The sequence below is a fragment of the Spiroplasma endosymbiont of Andrena trimmerana genome, assembly GCF_964019575.1.
Lineage (GTDB): Bacteria > Bacillota_I > Bacilli_A > Mycoplasmatales > VBWQ01 > Spiroplasma_E.
Genome location: NZ_OZ026455.1, coordinates 131,952 through 155,915, shown reverse-complemented (window position 1 = coordinate 155,915; position 23,964 = coordinate 131,952). Strand labels below are relative to the sequence as shown.

Annotated in this window: 27 protein-coding genes and 1 pseudogene; 24 read left to right on the top strand and 4 right to left on the bottom strand. The window is 25.0% G+C overall.

Annotated elements, in window-relative coordinates; genetic code table 4:
* The first annotated feature begins 159 nt into the window (after positions 1-159).
* From AACL03_RS01025 to AACL03_RS00950, 15 genes and pseudogenes are all read left to right on the top strand, one after another.
* Entirely contained in the window at positions 160-435 is a 276-nt protein-coding gene (locus AACL03_RS01025; RefSeq protein ID WP_338974505.1) for a hypothetical protein, read from the top strand.
* Positions 436-560: 125 nt separating this feature from the next.
* Positions 561-1,424 carry a hypothetical protein gene (locus AACL03_RS01020; RefSeq protein WP_339038693.1) on the top strand — a complete coding sequence of 288 codons (864 nt, stop codon included), beginning with the start codon at positions 561-563 and terminating at the stop codon, positions 1,422-1,424.
* Between the two features lie 2 nt (positions 1,425-1,426).
* Positions 1,427-1,675, top strand: coding sequence for a hypothetical protein (locus tag AACL03_RS01015; RefSeq protein ID WP_339038833.1), 249 nt, complete (start codon positions 1,427-1,429; stop codon positions 1,673-1,675).
* The gene (locus AACL03_RS01010) at positions 1,675-1,908 is read left to right on the top strand and encodes a hypothetical protein (protein ID WP_339038831.1); all 234 of its coding nucleotides are present in this window, start codon (positions 1,675-1,677) and stop codon (positions 1,906-1,908) included. The genes AACL03_RS01015 and AACL03_RS01010 overlap by 1 nt, the downstream gene beginning before the upstream one ends.
* A gap of 1 nt (position 1,909) precedes the next feature.
* Entirely contained in the window at positions 1,910-2,116 is a 207-nt protein-coding gene (locus AACL03_RS01005; RefSeq protein ID WP_174480862.1) for a hypothetical protein, read from the top strand.
* Positions 2,117-2,137: 21 nt separating this feature from the next.
* Positions 2,138-2,392 (top strand): hypothetical protein, encoded by a 255-nt coding sequence (locus AACL03_RS01000; RefSeq protein WP_174480864.1) that lies wholly within the window; start codon positions 2,138-2,140, stop codon positions 2,390-2,392.
* A gap of 11 nt (positions 2,393-2,403) precedes the next feature.
* Entirely contained in the window at positions 2,404-2,778 is a 375-nt protein-coding gene (locus tag AACL03_RS00995) for a hypothetical protein (RefSeq protein ID WP_338960394.1), read from the top strand.
* A gap of 208 nt (positions 2,779-2,986) precedes the next feature.
* Entirely contained in the window at positions 2,987-3,178 is a 192-nt protein-coding gene (locus AACL03_RS00990) for a hypothetical protein (protein WP_174479934.1), read from the top strand.
* A 2-nt stretch (positions 3,179-3,180) separates the two neighbouring features.
* Positions 3,181-4,242: a hypothetical protein gene (locus AACL03_RS00985; RefSeq protein WP_339038830.1), complete on the top strand. Its 1,062-nt coding sequence runs from the start codon at positions 3,181-3,183 to the stop codon at positions 4,240-4,242.
* 9 nt (positions 4,243-4,251) lie between these two features.
* On the top strand, positions 4,252-4,503 hold the full coding sequence (locus AACL03_RS00980) for a hypothetical protein (RefSeq protein ID WP_339038828.1): 252 nt from the start codon (positions 4,252-4,254) through the stop codon (positions 4,501-4,503).
* Entirely contained in the window at positions 4,503-5,426 is a 924-nt protein-coding gene (locus AACL03_RS00975; protein WP_339038682.1) for a hypothetical protein, read from the top strand. Before AACL03_RS00980 ends, AACL03_RS00975 begins: the two co-directional genes overlap by 1 nt.
* 10 nt (positions 5,427-5,436) lie before the next feature.
* Positions 5,437-5,589: a hypothetical protein gene (locus tag AACL03_RS00970; RefSeq protein ID WP_339038827.1), complete on the top strand. Its 153-nt coding sequence runs from the start codon at positions 5,437-5,439 to the stop codon at positions 5,587-5,589.
* Between the two features lie 24 nt (positions 5,590-5,613).
* Positions 5,614-7,599 carry an excinuclease ABC subunit UvrB gene (gene uvrB, locus AACL03_RS00965; protein ID WP_339038826.1) on the top strand — a complete coding sequence of 662 codons (1,986 nt, stop codon included), beginning with the start codon at positions 5,614-5,616 and terminating at the stop codon, positions 7,597-7,599.
* 14 nt (positions 7,600-7,613) lie between these two features.
* Positions 7,614-8,325: pseudogene (locus AACL03_RS09955) on the top strand (CatB-related O-acetyltransferase).
* Between the two features lie 8 nt (positions 8,326-8,333).
* A complete protein-coding gene (locus AACL03_RS00950; protein WP_174481403.1) occupies positions 8,334-8,789 on the top strand; it encodes a methylated-DNA--[protein]-cysteine S-methyltransferase in 456 nt (151 codons plus the stop codon).
* Here AACL03_RS00950 and AACL03_RS00945 read toward each other — a convergent pair.
* The 3 genes from AACL03_RS00945 to AACL03_RS00935 all read right to left on the bottom strand — a co-directional run bounded on the left by AACL03_RS00945 (position 8,755) and on the right by AACL03_RS00935 (position 12,429).
* On the bottom strand, positions 8,755-10,218 hold the full coding sequence (locus tag AACL03_RS00945; RefSeq protein ID WP_339038820.1) for an APC family permease: 1,464 nt from the start codon (positions 10,216-10,218) through the stop codon (positions 8,755-8,757). The genes AACL03_RS00950 and AACL03_RS00945 overlap by 35 nt on opposite strands.
* A gap of 15 nt (positions 10,219-10,233) precedes the next feature.
* Entirely contained in the window at positions 10,234-11,295 is a 1,062-nt protein-coding gene (locus AACL03_RS00940) for an alpha/beta hydrolase (RefSeq protein WP_339038818.1), read from the bottom strand.
* 306 nt (positions 11,296-11,601) lie between these two features.
* On the bottom strand, positions 11,602-12,429 hold the full coding sequence (locus AACL03_RS00935) for an IS30 family transposase (RefSeq protein WP_339040159.1): 828 nt from the start codon (positions 12,427-12,429) through the stop codon (positions 11,602-11,604).
* Here AACL03_RS00935 and AACL03_RS00930 point away from each other — a divergent pair.
* The 6 genes from AACL03_RS00930 (at position 12,407) to AACL03_RS00905 (ending at position 20,608) form a co-directional block, all read left to right on the top strand.
* Positions 12,407-13,024: a recombinase RecA gene (locus tag AACL03_RS00930; protein WP_339040158.1), complete on the top strand. Its 618-nt coding sequence runs from the start codon at positions 12,407-12,409 to the stop codon at positions 13,022-13,024. The genes AACL03_RS00935 and AACL03_RS00930 overlap by 23 nt on opposite strands.
* 154 nt (positions 13,025-13,178) lie before the next feature.
* Positions 13,179-14,753 carry a ribonuclease Y gene (rny, locus tag AACL03_RS00925; RefSeq protein ID WP_252320144.1) on the top strand — a complete coding sequence of 525 codons (1,575 nt, stop codon included), beginning with the start codon at positions 13,179-13,181 and terminating at the stop codon, positions 14,751-14,753.
* A 177-nt stretch (positions 14,754-14,930) separates the two neighbouring features.
* On the top strand, positions 14,931-15,881 hold the full coding sequence (locus AACL03_RS00920) for an IS30 family transposase (protein WP_339038665.1): 951 nt from the start codon (positions 14,931-14,933) through the stop codon (positions 15,879-15,881).
* A gap of 120 nt (positions 15,882-16,001) precedes the next feature.
* Positions 16,002-17,357, top strand: coding sequence for a signal recognition particle protein (gene ffh / locus AACL03_RS00915; RefSeq protein ID WP_252320142.1), 1,356 nt, complete (start codon positions 16,002-16,004; stop codon positions 17,355-17,357).
* A 331-nt stretch (positions 17,358-17,688) separates the two neighbouring features.
* Positions 17,689-17,940, top strand: coding sequence for a hypothetical protein (locus tag AACL03_RS00910; protein ID WP_174480064.1), 252 nt, complete (start codon positions 17,689-17,691; stop codon positions 17,938-17,940).
* Positions 17,921-20,608, top strand: coding sequence for an Mbov_0397 family ICE element conjugal transfer ATPase (locus AACL03_RS00905; RefSeq protein ID WP_339038815.1), 2,688 nt, complete (start codon positions 17,921-17,923; stop codon positions 20,606-20,608). Before AACL03_RS00910 ends, AACL03_RS00905 begins: the two co-directional genes overlap by 20 nt.
* Positions 20,609-20,768: 160 nt before the next feature.
* Here the strand turns inward: AACL03_RS00905 and AACL03_RS00900 are convergent, their stop codons facing one another.
* The gene (locus AACL03_RS00900) at positions 20,769-21,719 is read right to left on the bottom strand and encodes an IS30 family transposase (RefSeq protein ID WP_339038813.1); all 951 of its coding nucleotides are present in this window, start codon (positions 21,717-21,719) and stop codon (positions 20,769-20,771) included.
* 339 nt (positions 21,720-22,058) lie between these two features.
* Here AACL03_RS00900 and AACL03_RS00895 point away from each other — a divergent pair, with 339 nt between their 5' ends.
* The 3 genes from AACL03_RS00895 to AACL03_RS00885 are packed head-to-tail and all read left to right on the top strand — an operon-like array spanning position 22,059 to position 23,938.
* Positions 22,059-22,358, top strand: coding sequence for a hypothetical protein (locus tag AACL03_RS00895; protein ID WP_174480067.1), 300 nt, complete (start codon positions 22,059-22,061; stop codon positions 22,356-22,358).
* Between the two features lie 58 nt (positions 22,359-22,416).
* Positions 22,417-23,775 (top strand): Mbov_0396 family ICE element transmembrane protein, encoded by a 1,359-nt coding sequence (locus AACL03_RS00890; RefSeq protein ID WP_339038811.1) that lies wholly within the window; start codon positions 22,417-22,419, stop codon positions 23,773-23,775.
* Positions 23,776-23,809: 34 nt separating this feature from the next.
* On the top strand, positions 23,810-23,938 hold the full coding sequence (locus AACL03_RS00885) for a hypothetical protein (RefSeq protein ID WP_338959541.1): 129 nt from the start codon (positions 23,810-23,812) through the stop codon (positions 23,936-23,938).
* The last annotated feature ends 26 nt before the right edge of the window (positions 23,939-23,964 follow it).

Here is a 23,964-nt window from a genome sequence, read left to right as displayed (position 1 = left end):
TATTTTACTTATTTGAATTGGTAACAGTTCCATGCGAGGAATAGTTAAATATTAATATTAAAAACTTTTTATTTATTAAATTAATTTTGTATTTATAATATTTTTAATTTAATCTATTATTTTTTTTATTAAAATTTATAGAAAGGATTGGCAATTTTTATGTTTAAAACTCAATTAGTTAATATTGAAAAAGATAAAATGATACCCGATAAAAATAATCAAGGTAAGTTTTTAAATTTTGATGTTTTAACTTTTTTGGAAATTAATAAACAAACAAATATACCTACTGGTAAAGTAAGAGACAAATGGTATAATCCAACAGTTGTTAATGATTTTTCAAAATATTTACATAAATTAAATTTAAAAGTTGGTAATTATTATAATTTAGTTTTGGATTTATCCGGTACTATTGTAGATATTACTGAATGAAAATAATGTATAAAATAAAAATTAAATAAGGGGCTTATATATGGATTATATATTTTTCATTTTAAGCCCCTAATGGATTAGATTATAATTCATATATAAGCTCCTTATTAATAAAGTAAGGAGTTTTATTTATGCCTAATGAGTTAGAACAAACTAGTAATTATACTTTAACTAAAATTTTAAGAATTGGATTAAGTCCATTAAGTGCTATGGTTGGAGTTAGTGCTTATTATGGTCAATATTTAAAAGACCCAGTATTAGGTTCTATTAATTCTTTGTTATTTAGTAAAAAGTTAGGAATTGATATATGGAATATTAATCAAAGACTAACTACTAGAAATAAAGTTATTAATAGTTATAAAAAGATATTTTTAGGTTTAGGAACTATTGGTTTAATTAATTATGCTAAGTTTGTTCAGTATGTAGATAAGTTAGTTTCTTTATTAAGAGATGAACCTTGTTTTTGACCACCATGTCCTACTGAACCACCTAAAACAACGTATCCACCATTTACAACTGTTAAACCGATAATTGATGTTCCTTTTGTAGATTGAGATACTTATATATCTTTAAATAGTTTTGGTATAGCAAATGTTATTAGTGGTTTAACTGAGTTAATCCCTAATAGATTTCAAAATATAAGAAAGATAGCAAATATGGGTACTGGTGGATGTTTGATTAGTAGTGGTGTTGCTATGGGTATTAATAATAATTTTAATAATTATTTTGCTATTCCTACGATTATTGCCGGTGCAAGTGAGATTATTAATACTTTATTATTGCCATTGGGAAGTACACATAATAACAGTGAATTACAAGAAATATTTACAGATGAAAGAGCAAAATTAATTAATGCTAGTGTTAGTGATTATCAAAGTACAAATGACAGTATGGTTGATGTTGATTTAAATGATGATAATATGTCGGAGATTAATTTAGATAGAGCAAGTTTAAATTGGGATTATTCTTATGCTTATACATTAGGTGGTGTTTAATAATGGAAAATAAAGAAATTAAAAAAAAGTGGTATGACACTCCTAAATTTCATGTTTTTTTGTTTTATTGTTGGTTTTTTTCTATGGTTTGAACTGTTGCTGAAATACATAATATTATAAATGGTAATTTTGATTTTTTTATTGGTTTAGATTTAGGCATTAATATTTTACTTTTTGTTTTAGTAATTTTTTATGAGTTATTTAGTTTAATTGATTTTAAAAAAAAAAGAAAAAAAGGAAGTGATAAATAATGGATATGAAAGAAATTATAAAATATGTGTTATATATTGGTGGTTTTTGTTTAATTCTTTGATTTTGTAGAAATTGAATACGTGAAGGTATAGAAAAATATAAACATAGAAAACATGTAAAGGAGAATGATAGTGAGCCTGATTGTATTTTTTGTCGTAAAGATTTTGAAAAGAAGAAACGTAAATTAGAAATGGAAAAACAACAAAAAGAATTAGAGAAAGGGAGTGATTAATATGCCCGCTGGACTATCAGCATTATTAACCATGATAGGTGGTGTAGGACAACAATTATTAAATGCTTTTACTTATATTTTTGGTTGAGTATTTACTACTGGTGATGGTGGAACACTTACAAATTGACCAGTGTTAATTTCAATTGTATTTATGGTTCTTGTATTTATTAAGCAGTTTGTTGGTCATATTATCCATGGAACTCATTAGTAATTAGAAAGGAGTAAGCAAATGGTAAAGTTATTTTTTAGTTTGGTTTTTGTTTTACCATTATTGGGTAGACTTTTACCAGTTGTTAATACTTTGGTACAAACTATTTATATGCAGTATTTAAGTTCTTTTGCTGGATTACATACTGTGACACTTTTTATTAAGTCGTTTTTTTATGATAGTTTATACACTTTACCTTTGCCTATTCTTGCTTTAATAAATGTTAGTTTTGTATTTTATTTAATTTTAGGATTATTTAGATTTACAAGACATTAGGATGTGAAATTATGTTTATACCTTTTATTACAACTGTTATGCAATTATTTGCTTCAATTTTTATGAAGTTTTTTAGTTTTCCACTTGGTGATTTAGGTTTTAATTTAGGTACGTTAATGATATTTTTGATTTTGCTTAGATTTGCATTTAGGGTTATTTTACCCGAATTAATGTTACCAACATTAGGTTTAGGATATGCTGTTAAGTTCATTGGTAAAAGTTCTGTTTCTTTGGGTGTTGGTACTGGTCAACAAATTGCTAAGAGTTATCAAAGACGCGTTGAAAAAGTAAAAACAAGAAATAAACAACAAGGTAAGTTTAAAGGTGGTGCTGGCGGTAATAAGTTTACTGGTAGTTCAACTCGTGACTTTGGTATTGGTGATTAATTATGTCTAATTTGTTATTAGTATATTGCATTTTATTTTTATATTTTCTAGTAATGATATTGGTATATTTTTAAATCAAACTAATATTACTGATGAAGTTTATATTTTGTTTAATTTGACTTTTTGATTGGTATTAGGTGTATTTTTTAATTTTATTTATCGTGTTATTAAATTTGTTTTTAGGTCATTGTTTGGGTAGGTGTTAAGTATGAGTGTTTTAGAAATTTACAATAAAATACATCAATGTATAGTTGATTATTGAACTATGTTTATAGGTAATCCAGTTGATGATTTTACTACTATTTTATGAAATTTAGTAGTTTATGGAACACAGTTTTTTATTGGATTTGTTTTGTTTTATGGTTCATGGTGAATTTTAAAATGTTTGTTTGGTAAATAATTATGTGATTTAAATTTGCTAAATTGTTTTTTGTTGTAAATACTTCTGTTCAAGCACCAACTTCTTTAATTGTTTCAAATGACCCTAATGTTGTTAATTATGATATTAAAAAAGAAATGATTAAACACGTTAAGTATAATGATTTTAATGATTGAGCAACTATTCCATGAAATTCTGCTTATTTTGACATTGACCAACCGGATTTAAAATTAGTTAGTGGTGAAATTATAGGTGGTGTAGATAATGATTTGGATTTTGAATATCAAAGTGATGTTGTAGGTGTTAAAAAGACAACACTTAATACTGGAACTGGTGTTTATTCTTTTAGGAGATATCAGTTAGATGATATTTCCCGTATTATGTTCAATCATAATTTTATTAAATATGGTAAAAAAAATCGACTTCTTATTCATAATGTAAATCATTGAGTTAAACCTTTAAATTTACGTTTTGAATTAAATTTTGAAATTGATAAACCTTTAAGTTTTTATATTCAAGGTTTTATGTTTTATTTTAATTATGAGGCTTTTTCTACATTTACTGGTGATTTTTCTTTTAGTTTTTTAGATTATGTTGGTGATACAAAATATGTTTTTAAAGGAAAGATTGGTAATGATGTTTATATGCAAGATTTGTATAATTTTGTTACTATGCCGGTTCGTGTTCCAAATTTAAGACATTTAACTGTATTTTTTGATATTCATGGAACTACAAATTTAACTATTCCACCAGAGGTTTCATTTGGTCAAATTAATATTTTTTCAAGTGAGAAAGTAACACCAGTTCCGCCAAATAGTCCTTTTAACCCTGAGTATGAGCGTGTTAGTTGATATGATGTTTTTGGTCATTTGCGTAATGCTTTTAGATGAGTACTTTATGGTGTTGTTGGTAAAGTTTTACCAGTTGAACCATTAAGAGAATTTTTTACTAAACTTGATGGATTATTGAGACGTATTTTTGATGATACTATTAGTTCTATTTTAAATGTTGATTTTACTAGTGGTTTAGAACAAGTTTTAACTTTATGAGTATTTTTAAAAGCAGTTGGATTTTTAGTTGGTTAGGAGTTTATTATGAAAAAGAAAGATTTATTTGAAATTTGTAGTGGAGTTATTTTTTGTTTTTTAATATCATCGTTTACTGCGTTATTTTTTGATTTTGATGTAGATAAATTAAAGTTATTTTTTGAAAATGCTAGTTTTGGTTCAAAAATTTTAATTTTCTTTTTTGATTTTATTTTTCCTTTTATTTTAAGTTCATATTTTGTAGATTTTTGTTTTTGAATTAAAAATAAGTTTAAAAATAAAAGTAAGGTGGTTAAATAATGCCTTGATATGGTTATTTACTTTTAGGAGTTATATTATTAATAATACTTTATCCATTTTTAATAACTAGAAAAAATATAAAGATATTACAACGTGTAGGTAGTTATATTATTTCAGCACCACCACGTACTGGTAAATCTGCTCTTGCTTGTTGTTTAGCACAAAAACATAAGGGTAGGGTAGTAAGTCCTATTCCTATTAAAGTTCGTAATGAATATAGTTATCGCTGTTCTTATGATGATGTTTTTAAATTTAATCAATTAAATAGTAATTATGCTTTTAAAGAGTGTGATATGGTTGTTTTAGATGAGTTAGGTTTGAAAATTAATAGTAATGATTTGTCGCCCGAATTTAAAGAAACACAAGAAAGTTTAGGAATGTTTTGTAAATTAATAGGTCATAATTTTAATGGAATTATGTATATGATTGAACAACACCCCGATAGAATACCAAAACAAGCACGTGAAAAAGTGGAATATATTGTGCAAGTTAAAAGAATGCGTATTTTGTTATTTTTAGTTAAGTTTAAACTAAATATTTATACTAATGTTGATGATTATAATAAAGTTGTATTATCTAAAAGACAAACAAAGCGAATAATTAAACGTGGTGGATTACCACCTAGTTATAGTGGTGAAACTATGACTTTTAGTTTATGATTTCCTAGGTCTTATTTACAAAGATATAATAGTCGTGCTTTAAATTATATTCATTCTTTAAAGAGTGAATTAAGTACTGTTAAAGACTATGAACAATCACAAGCATTAGATTTTACTGTTGATGATATTAGAGCAGTAGGATTAGATAAGTTGGATAATATATTACAAACTGAAAAGAAAGAAACTCAAAATACTGTATGCCGTACTTGTTATTATAGAAATAAATATTCTAAGAAAAATAAGAAAGATGTTAAAATAGAGTAAACCTATATTATTGGTCGAAGCCAACCAGAACCTTGGTTGGTTGGCTGTGGCGTTTACGCCACTGGGGTGAGTTGCGAAGCAACGAGGGGCAAAGCCCCTATATACTTGATTATATAAAAGTTTTATTATTATTTTATTTAAAATAATATGGTATTGTATATAGAATGTTTTAAAGGAATATAAAGTTATGTTTAAATTAAAAGCGCCTTATAAACCAACAGGTGATCAACCTGAAGCAATTAGAAAATTAGTAGTAGCTATTAAAAATAATATTAAATACCAAGTATTATTAGGAGCCACTGGTACGGGTAAAACTTTTACAATGGCCAATGTTATTGTGCAAGTGCAAAAACCAACTTTAATTTTAGTACATAATAAAACATTAGCTATGCAATTATATGGAGAATTGAAAACTTTTTTTCCTGAAAATCGCGTTGAATATTTTGTTTCATATTTTGATTTTTATCAACCCGAGGCATATTTACCAAAAACCGATACTTATATTGATAAAAATTCTAAACAAAATCAAGAAATTGAAATGTTAAGATTAAGTGCTTTAAATGGTTTATCTATTAGTAAAGATGTTATTGTTGTAGCATCAGTAGCAGCAATTTATGGTGAACAAGAACCAACAGCATATAAAGATAACTTTTTTGAATTGAGAAAAGGACAAAAAATTAATAGAAAAGATTTATTATTAAGACTAATTAAAAATGGATATGTACGTAATGATATTACATTAGAACCGGGTAGTTTTAGTGCAAAAGGTGATTTAATAAAGTTAGCTCCATCTTGAAATGATCAATTTTATTTAAGAATTAGTTTATTTGGTGATGAAATTGAAGAAATAGCACGTATTGATACATTAGGCGCTAATGTTTTAGAACGTTTTCCCTTTATTACAATTTTTCCTGCGCAAAATTATATTACTAGTAAAAGTCGTGTTGATCAGGCAGTTATTAAAATTACTGAAGAGTTAAAAATAACATTAGCACAACTAAGAAAAAATAATATGTTAGTAGAAGCGCAAAGATTAGAACAAAGAACAGAACACGATCTAGAATCCTTAAAAGAATTTGGTATTTGTAGTGGTATTGAAAACTATTCTCGTCATTTAGAAAATAGAGAAGTGGGTTCAGCACCATATACTTTAATTGATTTTTTTCCAGATGATTTTTTAACAATTATTGATGAATCTCATATGACATTACCGCAAATTAGAGGAATGTATAATACTGATCGTAGCAGAAAAGAAACATTAGTAAAATATGGCTTTCGTTTACCTAGTGCTTTGGATAATCGTCCTTTAAATTTTAATGAATTTTCTAATAAGTTAAAGCAAGTTATTTATACTTCAGCAACTCCTGCTGATTATGAATTATCTTTAATTAAAAATGAAGTTGAACCCTTTAATGTACCAGTTCAACAAATTATTCGTCCCACGGGTTTATTAGATCCAACAATTGAAATTAAACCAACTAAAAATCAAATGGAAGATATTATTAATCAAATAAAATTACGAACAAAAAATAATGAAAGAGTATTTATTACTACTTTAACAATTAGAATGGCAGAAGAATTATCAAATTTTTTTCAAGAACAAAAAATTAAAGTTGCTTATATTCATAATGAATTAAAAACATTAGAACGTACTAAAGTTTTGTTAGATTTAAGAAAAGGTGTTTTTGATGTTATTGTTGGTATTAATTTATTACGTGAAGGATTAGACGTACCAGAAGTGTCATTAATCTGTATTTTGGATGCTGATAAATCTGGTTTTTTACGTAATACTAAATCATTAATCCAAACTATTGGTCGCGCAGCACGAAATGTTAATGGTCATGTTATACTATATGGAGATATTAAGACAGAGGCAATGACACAAGCAATTGAAGAAACGCAAAGAAGAAGAGAAATTCAACTTGCTTATAATAAAAAACATAATATAGTACCAGTTACTGTTAAAAAACCATTGAGTGAAATCGTGAGTACTAGAGAATTAGATGTTGATTTAAAAATTTTAAATTCAAGTAAAGGTAAAACAAAAATAGCTGCTAAAACAAAGATAATTGCTGATTTAAGAGTTGAAATGTTACAAGCAGCTAAAGATTTAAATTTTGAAAAGGCAGCTTCACTTCGTGATTTAATTTTGAGTATTGAAAGTGAAAAATAAAGGAGTAAAATAAGTTGATCGATAAAGCACAAAAAGGTATTTTGATAAGTCCAAATACTAAAATTAATCCTCATATACCAACAATATTTTTAATAAAAAATTATATTACTAAACCTAAAATTTTTATTGGTGATTATACTTATTATCATGATTTTAATGGCGAACAAGCAGCTATTGATTTTGAAAATAAAAATATAATTTATCATTTTCCAAATATGATAGATGATGAATTAATTATTGGTAAATTTTGTTCAATTGCACAAGGTGTTTTATTTATAATGAATGGTGGCAATCATAATTATTCTGCAGTTTCAACATTTCCTTTACCATTATTTTATAAATCATTAAATTTATCAGAAGTTACAGAAAAAGATAAATTAGATAAATTTCCGATTAAATCACCAACAGTGATAGAAAATGATGTTTGAATTGGTCATGATGTGACTCTTAAGAGGGGTAACTATTGGTAATGGGGCAGTAATTGCAGCTAAAAGTGTAGTTACAAAAAATGTACCTCCTTATGCTATTGTTGGTGGTAATCCTGCTAAAATTATAAAATATCGTTTTTCTAAAAAAATAGTTCAAAAATTACAAAATATAAAATGATGAGATTGATCTATTGAAAAGATTGTTGAAAATTCGGATTTGTTAAAACAAAATTTTTATAATAAAATATTACAAGAACTTGTAAAAGAAAGTAATAGTTTAAATAAAATAAAGGGGTAATAAAAAATATGAAAAAATATGGTTATTTAACTACTAAAATAGGTTTAATTGAAATCATAGTAGTTGCAGAACAAGTAGTAAAAGTTAGCTTCGTTAATACTCGTCAAGTTGCTAAGGATAGTAGTAATATAGTGGTAGTTAATTGCTTAAAACAACTAGCAATGTATTTTGATAAAAAATTAAGTGATTTTAACTTACCAATAGCTTTAAAAGGAACTCCTTTTCAAGAATTAGTATGGAGTAAAACTTGTACTATTCAATTTGGGACAACTTTAACTTATCAAGAATTAGCGCAAAAGATAGGTTATCCAAAAGCAAGTAGGGCAGTGGGTTCAGCTTTAAGTAAAAATCCATTAGCAATTATTGTTCCTTGTCATCGTGTTGTTAATAAAAATAAGAATATTGTTAATTATCTTTATGGTGCTCATATTAAAAATTTTTTATTAGCACAAGAAAGTAAATAAGGTATAAGATTATTTTTTTATGATTGATTATCTTTTTTTGATTTTTAAAATTGTTAACAATTTTAACTACATAATTTTTAATATAGTAAACAAGATATCCTGCTAACATAACAGCAATTAAAATTAGTGAATTTCATAATGCTCACATATTATTATTTTGTGTACCATAATAATACATTGCCAAAAATGATCCAACAATAGCAATTATTGCTCCTAAATAACCAATAATAATGAAAAAGTAAAATCAAAAATTATTAAAAATCTTTTGGTAGTCTGGATGTTTGCGCCTTAAAAAGATAATGACTGAATTAACAATTAATTTTAAAAAACTAATAGCAATAATAAAGTAATTAGTTACTTCATACAATTGATTTCATAAAATATAAATTAAAGCAGCAAATATTAATAGTAACATAGCAGCTCATGGCATATTAGTTCTTTTAGTTGTTTTTTGAAAAAATTTAAACAAATCTTTTTCTTCACTCATTTTAAAAATTAAACGTGATTGATAAAGTAGAAATGCATTTAGTGAACCAACAAATAATAAAATTGCTAGTCCTAAAAAAATATAAGCTAAAACATGAGGAATATTAGGATTATTGATAATAGCATAATATCAAACGTTACTAAATCCATCATTTTTATCTAATCATGAAAGTGGTTCATTAATAGTTAACAAAGCAATTAATAGTATTAAATATAAAAAGATAATTAGTCCTGTTGCAACAATTAAAGCTCAAAGTACATTTTTTCTTGGATTTTCTACTTCTTCAGTAACATAAGTTATTGCTTCAATTCCTGAATAGGCAAATAGTGTCATTGTTGTTGCTGGTAATAAAACATAAGTTGCAAGAAAAATTTTTGATAAATCTTTTTGAACTATTTCACTATTAAAGCTATCTGTATTGCCATAAATCATAGCAATAAATAAAACAAAAGTAATTGGTAATCCTTTTAAAATTGTAAAAATAATTTGTGTTTTTCCAGAACTATTTTTAATAAATATTTGGACTATAGCTAATGCAAATAAAATTAAAATTCCAAATAATTTTATCAACCATTGGTTAGTAATATGAGCTAAAGTACCAATAATATTACCTAATGCTAAAGTAGCAGAAGCAACGGCAGTAGCACTAACCATTAAAACTAAAATCCATCCCAATCAAAACGAACAAGCCATTCAATTTGCTTTTTTTAATCAATAATAAGCACTTCCATTTCCTGGAAAAGAAATAGCAGTTTCTGCTAGTAATAACATTTCTGGCAAAATTAAAATACCGCCTAAAATTCAGGCACATATCATTAAAATCGGATTAAATCCACTTTGAAACGCTACTTGTCCAAATGAAATTAGTACTGATGATCCAACTGTGGCAGAAATTGCCATCATTAATATTACTCAAAACGAATACTTCTTTTTTAATTTCATGTCTTTTTCCTATCTCTATTTTTTTATTTCGTATGTATTGATAAAACTTTTTATTTTATTAATGTAAGTTTGATAAGCATTTGGTAAGGTTTCAATATGATCAATATTTTCCAAAAATAAATAATCATAATTTTTATAATGGAGTTTAACTTGATAATTATGAATGACATTAGCCATGAAAAATGGGACAAAATTATCTTTTTTACCGTGAATTAATAAAGTAGGAACTTGAAAACCTGTTTTGCTTTTTTTTAATAAATCATATTCTAAAATATTTGTATTTGTAAATTTTTGATATCTTTTGGCTAAACCATTACTAATTAATCATCAAGGTTTTTTATAACGATATTGCATGACGTAACGAAATTGAACAAGTAGATTAGAGAATCCACAATCAGTAATTGCCCAGTTAATTAAATTGGTTACTTTATAATTAAATAAATAATAATTAATTGTTGATGCACCCATACTATTACCAATTAAACCAATACTGCTAACTTGATAATTATCTTTTATTCAATTAATTAAACAATTAATATTTTCAGCACAAGTAAGACCAATGTCACTATATTGGCCATAAGTTTTACCGTGAGCAACACTATCAAAAGTTAAAATATTGTATCCTTCTTCATAAAATCATGACACTAATCTTAATGCTAAATATTTATTTTCTGTTCAACCATGAAAGCCAATAACTCATTTATCACTTTTCTTTTTTTGAATGACAGTTAGACAACTAATGTTTTGATTATTATCATTTTTAATGGTAAATTCTTGATAATTTTCTTTTTTTCAATCAATTGGATAGCCATATTTATTAAGATCTTTAATTTGACAATCATATTGATGATAATTAAAACTATTAATATCAACTGTTTGTTCGTTATTTATTTTAAATTTACCTTCTTTTTGATAAGAAAAGCAAAATTCTAAAAATTGTTTTTGATATTTTTTTGAATAAAAATAAACAAAAGGAAATAATAGAATAACTAATAAAATTTTGCTAAAAGAATAACAAAATTTTTTATAACCAGTTAATAAAATTTTTTGATTCACAGACGTGTTGATTACTGTCATTTTTTAAGCCTTTTCTAAACTACTAAACTACTAATTATTTTACACTATCTTATCAAATGTTTAAAATATTAATGTATGTTAATTTAATTATTTTAAAATAATTAAATTAATAATTTTTATAACTTAATTGTTTTTCAATTTTAATAATAATTTTTAATATTTAATTTTATTAATAATTGCTTTCTAGGAAAGTTTATTGTATAGTAATGTTTTCAGTTGTAAACTTTAAGTGAGATTTATTTAAAATTGAAACAAAATAATATTTTCAATAATTTTTATTTTGCTAAATTGTAAAGGTAAGTGCAACTAAATTATTTTTCTATCCAAATATTCGATTGGTGAAAGATAATTTAGTATTTTTCTCGGTTTTTGATTTAAAGACAATATAAATTTATGAACTTCATTTTTATTAGTTTTTGAAAAAATAAATTTTTTAGGAAATTTTTCTCTAATTAAACCATTAGTATTTTCATTAGTACCTCTTTGTCAAGGTGAATATGGATTGGCAAAATAAATTTTTACATCTAAATTTTTTTCAAGTTGTTGTCAATTTGAAAATTCTTTGCCACGATCAAAAGTAATAGTTTTAACAATGTTTTTAGGAAGAATTGATAAATAATAACTGACATTTTTATTAATAACTTTAGTAGTTCTGTTTTTAACTAATATTGCTAAAGTAAATCGTGATACTCTTTCAACTAAAGTTATTAAACATGATTTGCTTTTACCTCGTGATGATACTATAGTATCTCCTTCTCAATGACCAAGTGTTATACGATCATTAACATTTATATCTCGTTCTTTAATTGATTTACCATTAAACTTGCCACGATTTTCTTTAGATTTTCGTTTTTTACCTTTTCTTCTTAAATTTTTACTAGTAACTTTATCAAGCATTCCAAAATAAATTCAAGTATAAATTGTTTTAAAACTAATAACTCATTCTTTATGAAAATTTTTAATTCTGCCATAAATTTGTTCAGGTGATCAACCTAATAGTAATTTTTGTTGTACATATTTTACTAAATTCTTATTTTTAAACTTATGAAAACTAATATGTGATTGTTTTCGATTTTCAGCTTTATTTTGTGCAATTAATGAAAAATAATGATTATTATCTTTATTTCTATTAATTTCTCGAATTCTTGTTAAATCAGAAGCTTTAGATATGATTGTTGTTGATTCAGTAGCAGCATTAGTTCCACAAATTGAACTTGATGGTGATATGAATGATCAAACAATTGGTGCTCAAGCGCGATTAATGTCTAAAGCATTACGAAAAATTAGTGGAAGTATCGCAAAAACTATTTGTATTGTTTTATTTATTAATCAAATTCGAGAAAAAGTTGGTATTATATATGGTAATCCTGAAATAACACCCGGAGGAAAAGCATTACGTTTTTATAGTACAATTAGACTAGAAGTACGTAAAGGTGAACAATTAATCAAAAGTAATCAAATAATTGGTCATAAAATAAAAATAAAAGTTGTAAAAAATAAAGTAGCACCACCATTTAAAACAGCAAGTCTTGATTTTTGTTTTGAAGAAGGATTTTCAAAAATTAGTGAAATCATTACAATTGCTGTTGAGAAAGAAGTTATTAATAAATCTGGTGGCTGATACACTTATGAAGATGTAAAATTAGGACAAGGAAAAATAAAAGCAAAAGAAAGTTTAGAAACAAATACTTTTCTTTTAGAACAAATTAAGGAACGAATCAAGTTTTAAAAAAAAACATGCTAAAATTAATGTAGGATTATTATCCTACTTATTTGTGTGTAGATATTAAAGAAGAAAAATATAAAATTTTAATTTTATTTAAGTTTTTGAGTGTAAGGATTCTTTTTCTTGTAGGTGTTTTACAGCAAGGAGAAAAATATAAATGGAAAAAAATATGTTAGCTATATTATCAAATATAAGTAGTCAACAGTTTGGAATGTGAGTAGGTATATCAATTTTTCTAGCAATGATAGTAGGGATAATTGCTGGATTTCTAATTAGAAAAATGTATTTAAAAATTAAAGAACAACAAAGTTTTACTAATATTTTAAAGAGAGAAAAAGAATCTCAAAAATTAATTCAATCCTCAAGAGCCGATGCAAAAATTGAAATAAGTAAAATGAAAAAAGATTTGTATTTAGAGATTGAATATCGTAAAGAACAAAATTTAGAATATGAGAAACTTTTAAATAAAAGAGAACGCAAATTAAGTGAACGTGAAGAAATAATTGAAACACAAACACAAAATCTTTATCATCAACGTGAAATTGTAAAAAATGTTAAATTAGAATATCATCAAAAAATTGATCAAATTATTATGGAATTAGAAAAAATTTCTGGTATGAGTCGAAATGAAGCAAAAGATGAATTGTTTAGTAAATTAAAAGAAAAATTATCATTAGAATTTAATAAAATTATTAAAAATCATGAATATAATATTAAACTTCAATCTAAAGAGTTAGCCAATAATATTGTTAGTGAAGCAATAGAACGTTATGCAAGTAATTTTATTGTTGATAAGTCAGTATCATATGTTAAGTTACCTAATGAAGAAATGAAAGGCAGAATTATTGGTAAAGAGGGTAGAAATATTAAATCTTTTGAGTTAACAGCAGGTGTAGATATTATCATTGATGATACGCCAGAAACAATTCAAATTTCTTCATTTAATCCGATCAGAAGAGAAATTGCAACTAGAGCTTTAGAAGATTTAGTTAAAGATGGAAGAATTCATCCAATTAGAATTGAAGAAATCTTGAGATTTCATGAGCAGGAATTAAATGAAGGTTTTAAAGTTGATGGTAAAAAAATTATTGATGAGTTAAAATTAACTGGTTTTGAACCAGAGTTAGTATCTTATATTGGAAGATTAAAATATCGTACAAGTTATGGTCAAAATGTTTTATTGCATTCCTTTGAAGTTGCCAAACTTGCAGGAGCAATGGCAGCTGAATTGGGTTTAGATGTTAATATTGCAAAACGTGCTGGTTTATTACATGATATTGGTAAAGCTGCTGATTATGAATTAGAAGGTTCACATGTTTATAATGGTGTGATTTTAGCAAAAAAATATGGTGAAAGTGATATTATTATTAATGCTATTCATTCTCATCATGGTGATGTTGCAAAAGATAATGTTTATTCTTCTTTAGTTTCAGCTGCTGATACATTATCAGCAGCTAGACCTGGTTCAAGAAATAATTCATTAGAAGAATTTATAACTAGAATTAAAGAAATTGAAGATTTGTGTAAATCTGTTAAAGGCGTAGAAAAAGCATATGCTGTTCAGGCTGGAAGACAAATTAGAGTTATTGTGGATCCTAAAGTTATTAATGATTTTGATGCTCATATATTAGCAAGAAACTTAAAACAAAAATTAGAACAAATGATTACAATACCAGGCGATATTCATATTACTGTTATTCGTGAAGTAAGAGCAACAGAATTAATTAATTAAAAAATTAATTAATTATTTTTTAGAGAACCCTTAGGTTCTCTTTTTAACTTTATAAAATATATAATTTGTTAATGCTGAGTTATACTTGTAAGTGCAAGTAAATAAAATTGCAAAAAATTCTCATATAAAAATTTCATAATGCTAAATTTAGTTTAGAAAAAAGTAAGGAGTTTTTATATGAGTTATAAACATCTTGGCATAGATGAAAGAATTTATATTGAGAATCAATTGAAATTTAAATTTAAAATTAGTGAAATAGCTAAAAATCTTAATCGAAGTATTAGTACTATTATTCGAGAAATTAATAGAAATAAAGATAATAATCATTATTTTTCATTAATTGCACAAAATAAAGCTGAAAATCGAAAACAATCACATATTAGTTTTCATAAGTTTAAAAATAAGAATTTAGTAAAATATGTACAACAAAAATTACTATTAGGTTGATCACCTGAACAAATTTATGGCAGAATTAAAAATTTTCATAAAGAATGAGTTATTAGTTTTAAAACAATTTATACTTGAATTTATTTTGGAATGCTTGATAAAGTTACTAGTAAAAATTTAAGAAGAAAAGGTAAAAAACGAAAATCTAAAGAAAATCGTGGCAAGTTTAATGGTAAATCAATTAAAGAACGAGATATAAATGTTAATGATCGTATAACACTTGGTCATTGAGAAGGAGATACTATAGTATCATCACGAGGTAAAAGCAAATCATGTTTAATAACTTTAGTTGAAAGAGTATCACGATTTACTTTAGCAATATTAGTTAAAAACAGAACTACTAAAGTTATTAATAAAAATGTCAGTTATTATTTATCAATTCTTCCTAAAAACATTGTTAAAACTATTACTTTTGATCGTGGCAAAGAATTTTCAAATTGACAACAACTTGAAAAAAATTTAGATGTAAAAATTTATTTTGCCAATCCATATTCACCTTGACAAAGAGGTACTAATGAAAATACTAATGGTTTAATTAGAGAAAAATTTCCTAAAAAATTTATTTTTTCAAAAACTAATAAAAATGAAGTTCATAAATTTATATTGTCTTTAAATCAAAAACCGAGAAAAATACTAAATTATCTTTCACCAATCGAATATTTGGATAGAAAAATAATTTAGTTGCACTTACCTTTACAATTTAGCTAATTCAAATATTTATTTTTTTATGTTTAATTTATTTTTTCATTATTATTTTAGTGTTAAAATAATATAGTCTTAAAAATAGAGGAGAATATAAATATGAGTTTTGCTGACATTATGTCAAAAAAAGTACAAAAAACATTAGAAAAAAATTTAAGTAAAAAAACTTTAACCATGGAAAATATGGAAGCAACAATTAAAGAATTTAGATTAATTTTGTTAGAGGCTGACGTTAATTTTAGAGTGGTTAAAACTTTAACTAATGAAATTATTAATAAAGCAAAAGGTGAATTTATTAAAGAAGGCTTAGATCAAAAAGAAATGTTAATTAAAATTATTCATGATGAATTAACAAAGATTATGGGTACTAAGAATGTTGAATTAGATTTATCTACTAATCCTACTGTTATTATGATAGTTGGTTTACAAGGTTCTGGTAAAACAACAACAATATCTAAACTAGCAAAGTTGTTAACAGATAAATATCAAAAAAAATGTTTACTAGTTGCAGGAGATATTTATCGTCCAGCTGCTGTTGAACAATTAAAAGTTTTAGGAAAACAATTGAATATTGAAGTTTTTTCCCAAAAAAATGAAACTCCTACTAATATTGTTAAAAATGCTCAAATATATGCTAATAAAAATAAGTTTGATGTAATATTAATTGATACAGCTGGAAGATTACACATTGATGAAAAATTAATGCAAGAACTAGCAGAAATAAGAAAAATTACTTCACCAAAAGAAGTTTTACTTGTTTGTGATGGTATGGCAGGACAAGATATAATTAATGTTGCTATTGAGTTTAATAATACTATTCCTATTACTGGAAGTATAATCACTAAATTAGATGGTACTGCTAAGGGTGGTTCAGCTCTTTCAATTTCTTATTTAACAAAGATTCCTGTTAAGTTCTTAGGAATGGGTGAAAAGGTAACTGATTTAGAGGTTTTTTATCCAGAAAGAATGGCAGAACGTATTTTAGGAATGGGTGATCTTACTACATTAATGGAGAAGGCCGAAAGTATAGTTTCAACTCGTGATGTTGAAGAAACTATGAATAGAATGATGTTAGGTCAATTTGATTTGAATGACCTTGTTAATCAAATGAAGCAAATTCAAAAAATGGGTAAATTGGGCTCACTTGTAAAAATGATTCCTGGTATGTCTGCTAAAATTAGTGATGCTAAAATTAGTGATGCTGAAACTGATTTAAAAATAGCAGAATATATTATTGCTTCAACAACTGCTCAAGAACGTGAAAAGCCACAAATTTTACGTTATCCAACTAGAAAAGCAAGAGTATTAAAAGGCTCAGGTCGTTCAGAAAAAGAATTAAATAAAGTGCTAAACCAATTTGAAAAAACTAAAAAAGTTATGGATCAAATTGCTGGTCAGATTAAAAAAGGAGAAATGCCAAATATTCCAGGATTAGATAAGTTAATAAAAAGTTAGAAAAATAAAAAAAATTTGTTATTTTTTGTTAATTTGTTAAAATTTATTTAACTCAAGAAATGTATAAAACTTTGATTTCTTGAGTTTTTATAGATATTATTTTATTAAAATTTTTTTAAATTTTCTTCTTTGTTTTTAAAAATTTAATTTATTTTTTAAAGTAAAACTAGATTTTAAAAAGAAAATAGTGTTTAAATAGTGGGTTATTTTAAATTAAAAATATAGCAAAAATTTATTTTTTCTTTTTCAGTTGCTTAATAATATTTAGGGAACAAGATAACTTTGAATTGTGTTTAGTAAACAAATTAAATTCAGTTAGGAGACAATGATTATGAAAGATACGTATACATCTGTTCGATTAGCTCAAAAGCCACAAAATTCTTTTGCTTGCTATCGATGTGGTAGAGTAATTTTGATAGCTGATTACTTAGAAGGAATAAATATTCAAGTTAATTGCAGTCGTTGTGGCTTTAAGAAGCGTGTTAATAGTATAAAGATAGAGAAAATAAACAGTAAACCAAATTCAGCGCTAAATTCTAATGAAATTTCAAAAGAAAAGATAAATGAAATTTTTAATTCCTAAAACTATTAAATTTGTAAAATTACAAATTTGGAGAAGTGTTGGTTTAATTGATTTATTAATTATTTTAATGGTAGTTGGATTTGCTTCAATTATTATTTTATTATTGCAAATTGATATTATTTTTAAAATATTAGCTGTTATTTTAGTTGGTTGTGCTACTATTCCGCTTACTTTTTATTGACAGCCAAGAAAAAAAGGATGAGAAATTATTTTATTATGATTTAAATTTCATAGTAAAAATCGTTATTATAAATCTGAAAAAAATTCACAAATATTAGTACCATTTAAAAAAATTATTAGTAAGAATGTGATGCAATTAAATGTGAAAAATACAAATTATACTAGAGCTTTATTATTGGAGGGTTTTAATATTACATTATTATCTAATGAAGAAGCCTCAAATAAAATTAAAGATTTAGCTGCAGCTTTTAAAATTATTAATATTTCTATGTCTTTAATAAAGATTGATATGCCTTTAGATATAACTGCACAAACTAATTTTTATAAAGAACAACTCGAAAAAATTGATTTAGAAAATATTAGTGAAAAAGCAAAATTAGCAAGAAAATTTCAAATGATATCAGCAATTAATGCTAATAATGAAATTCAAAATCAAAATGAAATGACGCAACCATTTTTTTACTTATTTTTTTATTCATCAAATCAAGAAAAATTAAAAGAAGAAGTAAATGCTTTTAAAAATTATATCAGTCGTAGTGGTGTTAAAGCTAGTGATATTAATTGTTTTGAAATGATGGTTGTTTATAGTAAATTAATAAATTCTAATGAAAATGCTTCGTTAGAAGAAATGTTTACTACAAAAAAAGAAGAAACTGTTAAAAGTAAAGATTTAACTAATGATTTAGCGATTAAAGAATTATTAGTTCATAAGAATAATTTAGAATTTGCTAATTGTTTTCAAACTGTTTATAACATATATGATTATCCATTTGAAGTTTCAGCAGTCTGATTAGCAAATTTAGTAAATATTCCGAATACTAGTTTAATCTTTACTTTTAATAGTATCAGTGAAGAAAGTGCTAAAAAACAATTGAATAAAGCTATGCAAAATTTAGCAACTTTAAATTTTATGACAAAATCATTATCAGAACGAAGAGATTATGATTATCATTATCAATCATTAAATGAATTATTAGATCAAATTGCTGGTGGTGGTGAAAAAATATTTAATACTAATATGTATTTATTAATTAATGGTGCTGATCGTAAGCAACTTAAGCAAAATATTAGTACTGCCGAATACGAAATAAAAAACAATAATATGAAGTTTGATAAATTATATTATCGTCAATTAGAAGCTTTTTTATCAGTAATGCCAGATAGTGCTGATTGATTTAAAGAAACAGGTCACGAAATGCCATGTTTAACAATAGGTGCTAGTTTTCCTTTTTTAAATCAAGAATTAAATGATAAACAAGGACTGTTTCTTGGATTTAATGAAAGTGGTAATAAAGTATTTTTTGATCAAAGAACTAAAAGTAGTACTCGTAAAAATCATAATCAATTAATTATTGGTACTAGTGGTTCAGGAAAATCTTATACTTCTAAAAAAGAAGTAAATTATCAAATTATGCTTGGTCATAAAGTAATTGTTATTGATCCTGAACGTGAATATCGCGATTTATGTAATTATCATGATGGAAGTTGAATTGATGTTGGTGACGGTTCTTCTGGCAATATTAATCCATTTCAAATTACATTGGCACTGAGTGATGATAATACTAATGATAATAATACTCGTGATATTTTAGCACCACATATGCAATTCTTAGAACAATTTTTAAACGTTGCTACTGGTGGATTAACGAGAAATGAATCAAGTTTATTAATGATTTATGTAAATTTAATGTATGAAAAATTTGGTATTACTTCTCGAACAAAAATTCATTTATTAAAACCAAATCAATTTCCAATTTTTCAAGATTTATATGATATTATTGAATCTGATATGGTTAAAGAAGAAGAGATTAGAAGTAAAAATGAATTAAAAAATTTACTAATTATATTATCAAGATTTGCAACTGGTGGTACTGATGCTAATTTATGAAATGCTCATACTAATATTAATAGCAGTAGTTTATTACAAGTTTATGATTTATATACTTTAACGCAATCAGGGAATAAACGTTTAGTTAACGCTCAAATGTTTTTAATTTTGAAATATATTGAAAATGAAGTACGAAAAAATAAAAATGATAATGAAATTAATAATAAACAACAATGAATTTCAATTACTATTGATGAAGCCCATTTACTTATTGATAAAGAATTTCCAGCAGCATTATTATTTATGTATCAAATTGTTAAGAGAATTCGTAAGTATACAGGTATGATAAATATTATTACACAAAATATTAACGATTTTCTTGGTTCTGAAGAAATTAAAAAATATACTACTGCTATTATTAACTCAAGTCAATATTTAAAAGTATTAAACTTACAACCTCATGATTTAGCGGCATTAAATGAATTGTATTCTTCATATGGTGGCATTTCTGCTAATGAAACTGATTTTATTGCTCGTGCTAAAGTTGGTGAATGTCTTTTTGCTATTTCTAGTTTATATCGTATGTGTTTAAATATTAATGTTAGTGATGCTGAAACACAAGCAATTAAAAATATAAAAAATAAAGAAATTGAAAATTAGTATATTTTTTTATACATTATCGATTTCATCAATAATTGTTAATTTATTTTAAATTAAATATAAAGATACTTTCATATTAATAAAACTTATAAGTTTTATTAATATGATTTTATTTAAATAAAAAATTTTATAAAACGCTAAATTGTAAAGGTAAGTGCAACTAAATTATTTTTCTATCCAAATATTCGATTGGTGAAAGATAATTTAGTATTTTTCTCGGTTTTTGATTTAAAGACAATATAAATTTATGAACTTCATTTTTATTAGTTTTTGAAAAAATAAATTTTTTAGGAAATTTTTCTCTAATTAAACCATTAGTATTTTCATTAGTACCTCTTTGTCAAGGTGAATATGGATTGGCAAAATAAATTTTTACATCTAAATTTTTTTCAAGTTGTTGTCAATTTGAAAATTCTTTGCCACGATCAAAAGTAATAGTTTTAACAATGTTTTTAGGAAGAATTGATAAATAATAACTGACATTTTTATTAATAACTTTAGTAGTTCTGTTTTTAACTAATATTGCTAAAGTAAATCGTGATACTCTTTCAACTAAAGTTATTAAACATGATTTGCTTTTACCTCGTGATGATACTATAGTATCTCCTTCTCAATGACCAAGTGTTATACGATCATTAACATTTATATCTCGTTCTTTAATTGATTTACCATTAAACTTGCCACGATTTTCTTTAGATTTTCGTTTTTTACCTTTTCTTCTTAAATTTTTACTAGTAACTTTATCAAGCATTCCAAAATAAATTCAAGTATAAATTGTTTTAAAACTAATAACTCATTCTTTATGAAAATTTTTAATTCTGCCATAAATTTGTTCAGGTGATCAACCTAATAGTAATTTTTGTTGTACATATTTTACTAAATTCTTATTTTTAAACTTATGAAAACTAATATGTGATTGTTTTCGATTTTCAGCTTTATTTTGTGCAATTAATGAAAAATAATGATTATTATCTTTATTTCTATTAATTTCTCGAATAATAGTACTAATACTTCGATTAAGATTTTTAGCTATTTCAATAATTTTAAATTTAAATTTCAATTGATTCTCAATATAAATCCTTTCATCTATGCCAAGATGTTTATAACTCATATAAAAACTCCTTACTTTTTTCTAAACTAAATTTAGCATTATGAAATTTTTATATGAGAATTTTTTGCAATTTTATTTACTTGCACTTACAAGTATAATTCAGCAAACAATAAAAAATAAGTTGATAAAATTGAAAATTTTTATTTACTTTATTTTAAAACCAACTATAATTAAAGTGTATCAACATTATTTATAACATATGAATTTGACTGTAAGTCCTAATTTATCTCTTTAAGGAGTAAAATAGGGCTTATTATATTATTAGATAAATTCATGCTTTATAAACAATTTTGATTAGTAAATAATTTTATTTTTTTATTATTTAAGGAGGAAAAACTTATGATTTTTAATTATCTATCAGATGGACCTGATATAAATAAAATCATTGATGTAGCAAAACCTTATGTTTCGGCAGTTGCAGGATTGCTAATTGCTGCTTTAATTGCATTTAGTGTTTTTAAAATAATTATATTGGCAAAAGATTTAGCGGCCGCTGGTGATGATCCACAACGTAGAAGTGAGATTAAAAAAGCGTTTATGTATACATTAATTGCACCAATTATTGGCATTACTGCATCAGCAATAATAATTGCTCTTGTGCAAGCTTTTGGTGGTAATCCAAATATTCTTCCTAGCTAACTAAAGAAAGTTATATATTAACTTAATATTAAGTTATGAAGAGAAAAGAGATGAAAATATGGATTGACTAACAGATATTATACTAGGAGCTTTATTATTTATACCTTGACTTATTTTCATTCAAGGACCATTATATTTAATTGATATTTTATTGAGATCACCTAATCATGGTCATGGCGGCATATTTGATTATTTAACAACTGATGCGATAACTAATTTAGTTTTTGGAGATTTTACTAAAGATCCACTTAATAGTAAAAATTTACCAGTATTTTTTTCAGCATTAGCAATTGTTTCAATTGGCGTAATACTTATTATGTTTATTATGCAATTAATTATTATTCAATTTACTGAAACACATACAATTAGAGAAAAATTAGGTAAAGCTATAAAAAATACATTTTTAGCTTTTTTAGTAATTGTTTTCATTCCATTTTTTATGAGTACTATAAATTATTTAATAACAGGATTATTGGCAGTTTTACAAATTACAGCTTTAGGAAAAAATGCTAGTTTAGCTGATTTATTATGAGGTATTGGTGCTCCGGATGCTAATGCTGCTCAGCATGATCCTGGTGTTTATTCAATGCCACCTATTTCTCAATTAAAACATTGAAACTTTATTCTTGAAATTATTGCGGTGTGATTTACTTTATATGTATTATTTGTTGCATCAATGACATTGGTTGAAAGAATTATTGATTTATTACTTTTATTTTCAATATCACCAATTGTTGCTTCTATGATGCCTGTTGATCAAGGAAAAAGATTGGGTGTTTGAAAAGAAATGGTAATAGGTAAGTTTATTATTGGTCCAGGAACGATGTTACCTATTTATATCTTTCTTCAAATATTACCAAAGGCAATATTAGATATTACTAATAATACTAATTTTAGTTGACTTGAAAAACAAGTTTTATATACGTTATTTTGTACAGCTGGTGCTATTAGTTGTTTAAGAACTCAAAAAATTATTAATCACTTAGTAACACAAAACTTAGGTGTACAAAGTGCTATTGATTCTAATGGAGCAGCTATTGCTGGAAATATTATGGGTAAAGCTCGGACTTTTGCTAGCCTTGCAGCAGGTGGTGCTGGTGCATTAAAACTTGGGAAACAAATTGCATTTGGTGGTGCTAAAGATGGAAGAAATCCTGATGGTAGTCAAAAGAAAGCAAATGGACTATTAAAAAATGGTATAACAGGTTATTTAGGTAAAGGTACTAAAGGAATTGCTAAAGGAATTGGTAAATTTCAAAATTCTCATGATCAAGGTACTAAATGACAAGATACAAAAAATAATTTAAAAAGCCCTTTTGTTGGATTAAATAATATGGCTAAGGGTGCTTTTGTTGAACCTTTTGTAAATTTAAATAACACTAGAAAGAATGCAAGAAGAGGAGATCCTGATGAATAAAAAAGTAAAATATTAAAATCTTGGAGAAATAATCATGAAATTTAAAAAAACAAAAAATGAATTTAAAAAGAAAAAAAGTTATCATTGAAGACGTAATGTAACTATTGGTATTTTATTATTAATAATATCAGGTATTGCTGGTGTTATTTCCCAATATGGGTAAAATATAAATTATTATAAAATATATAA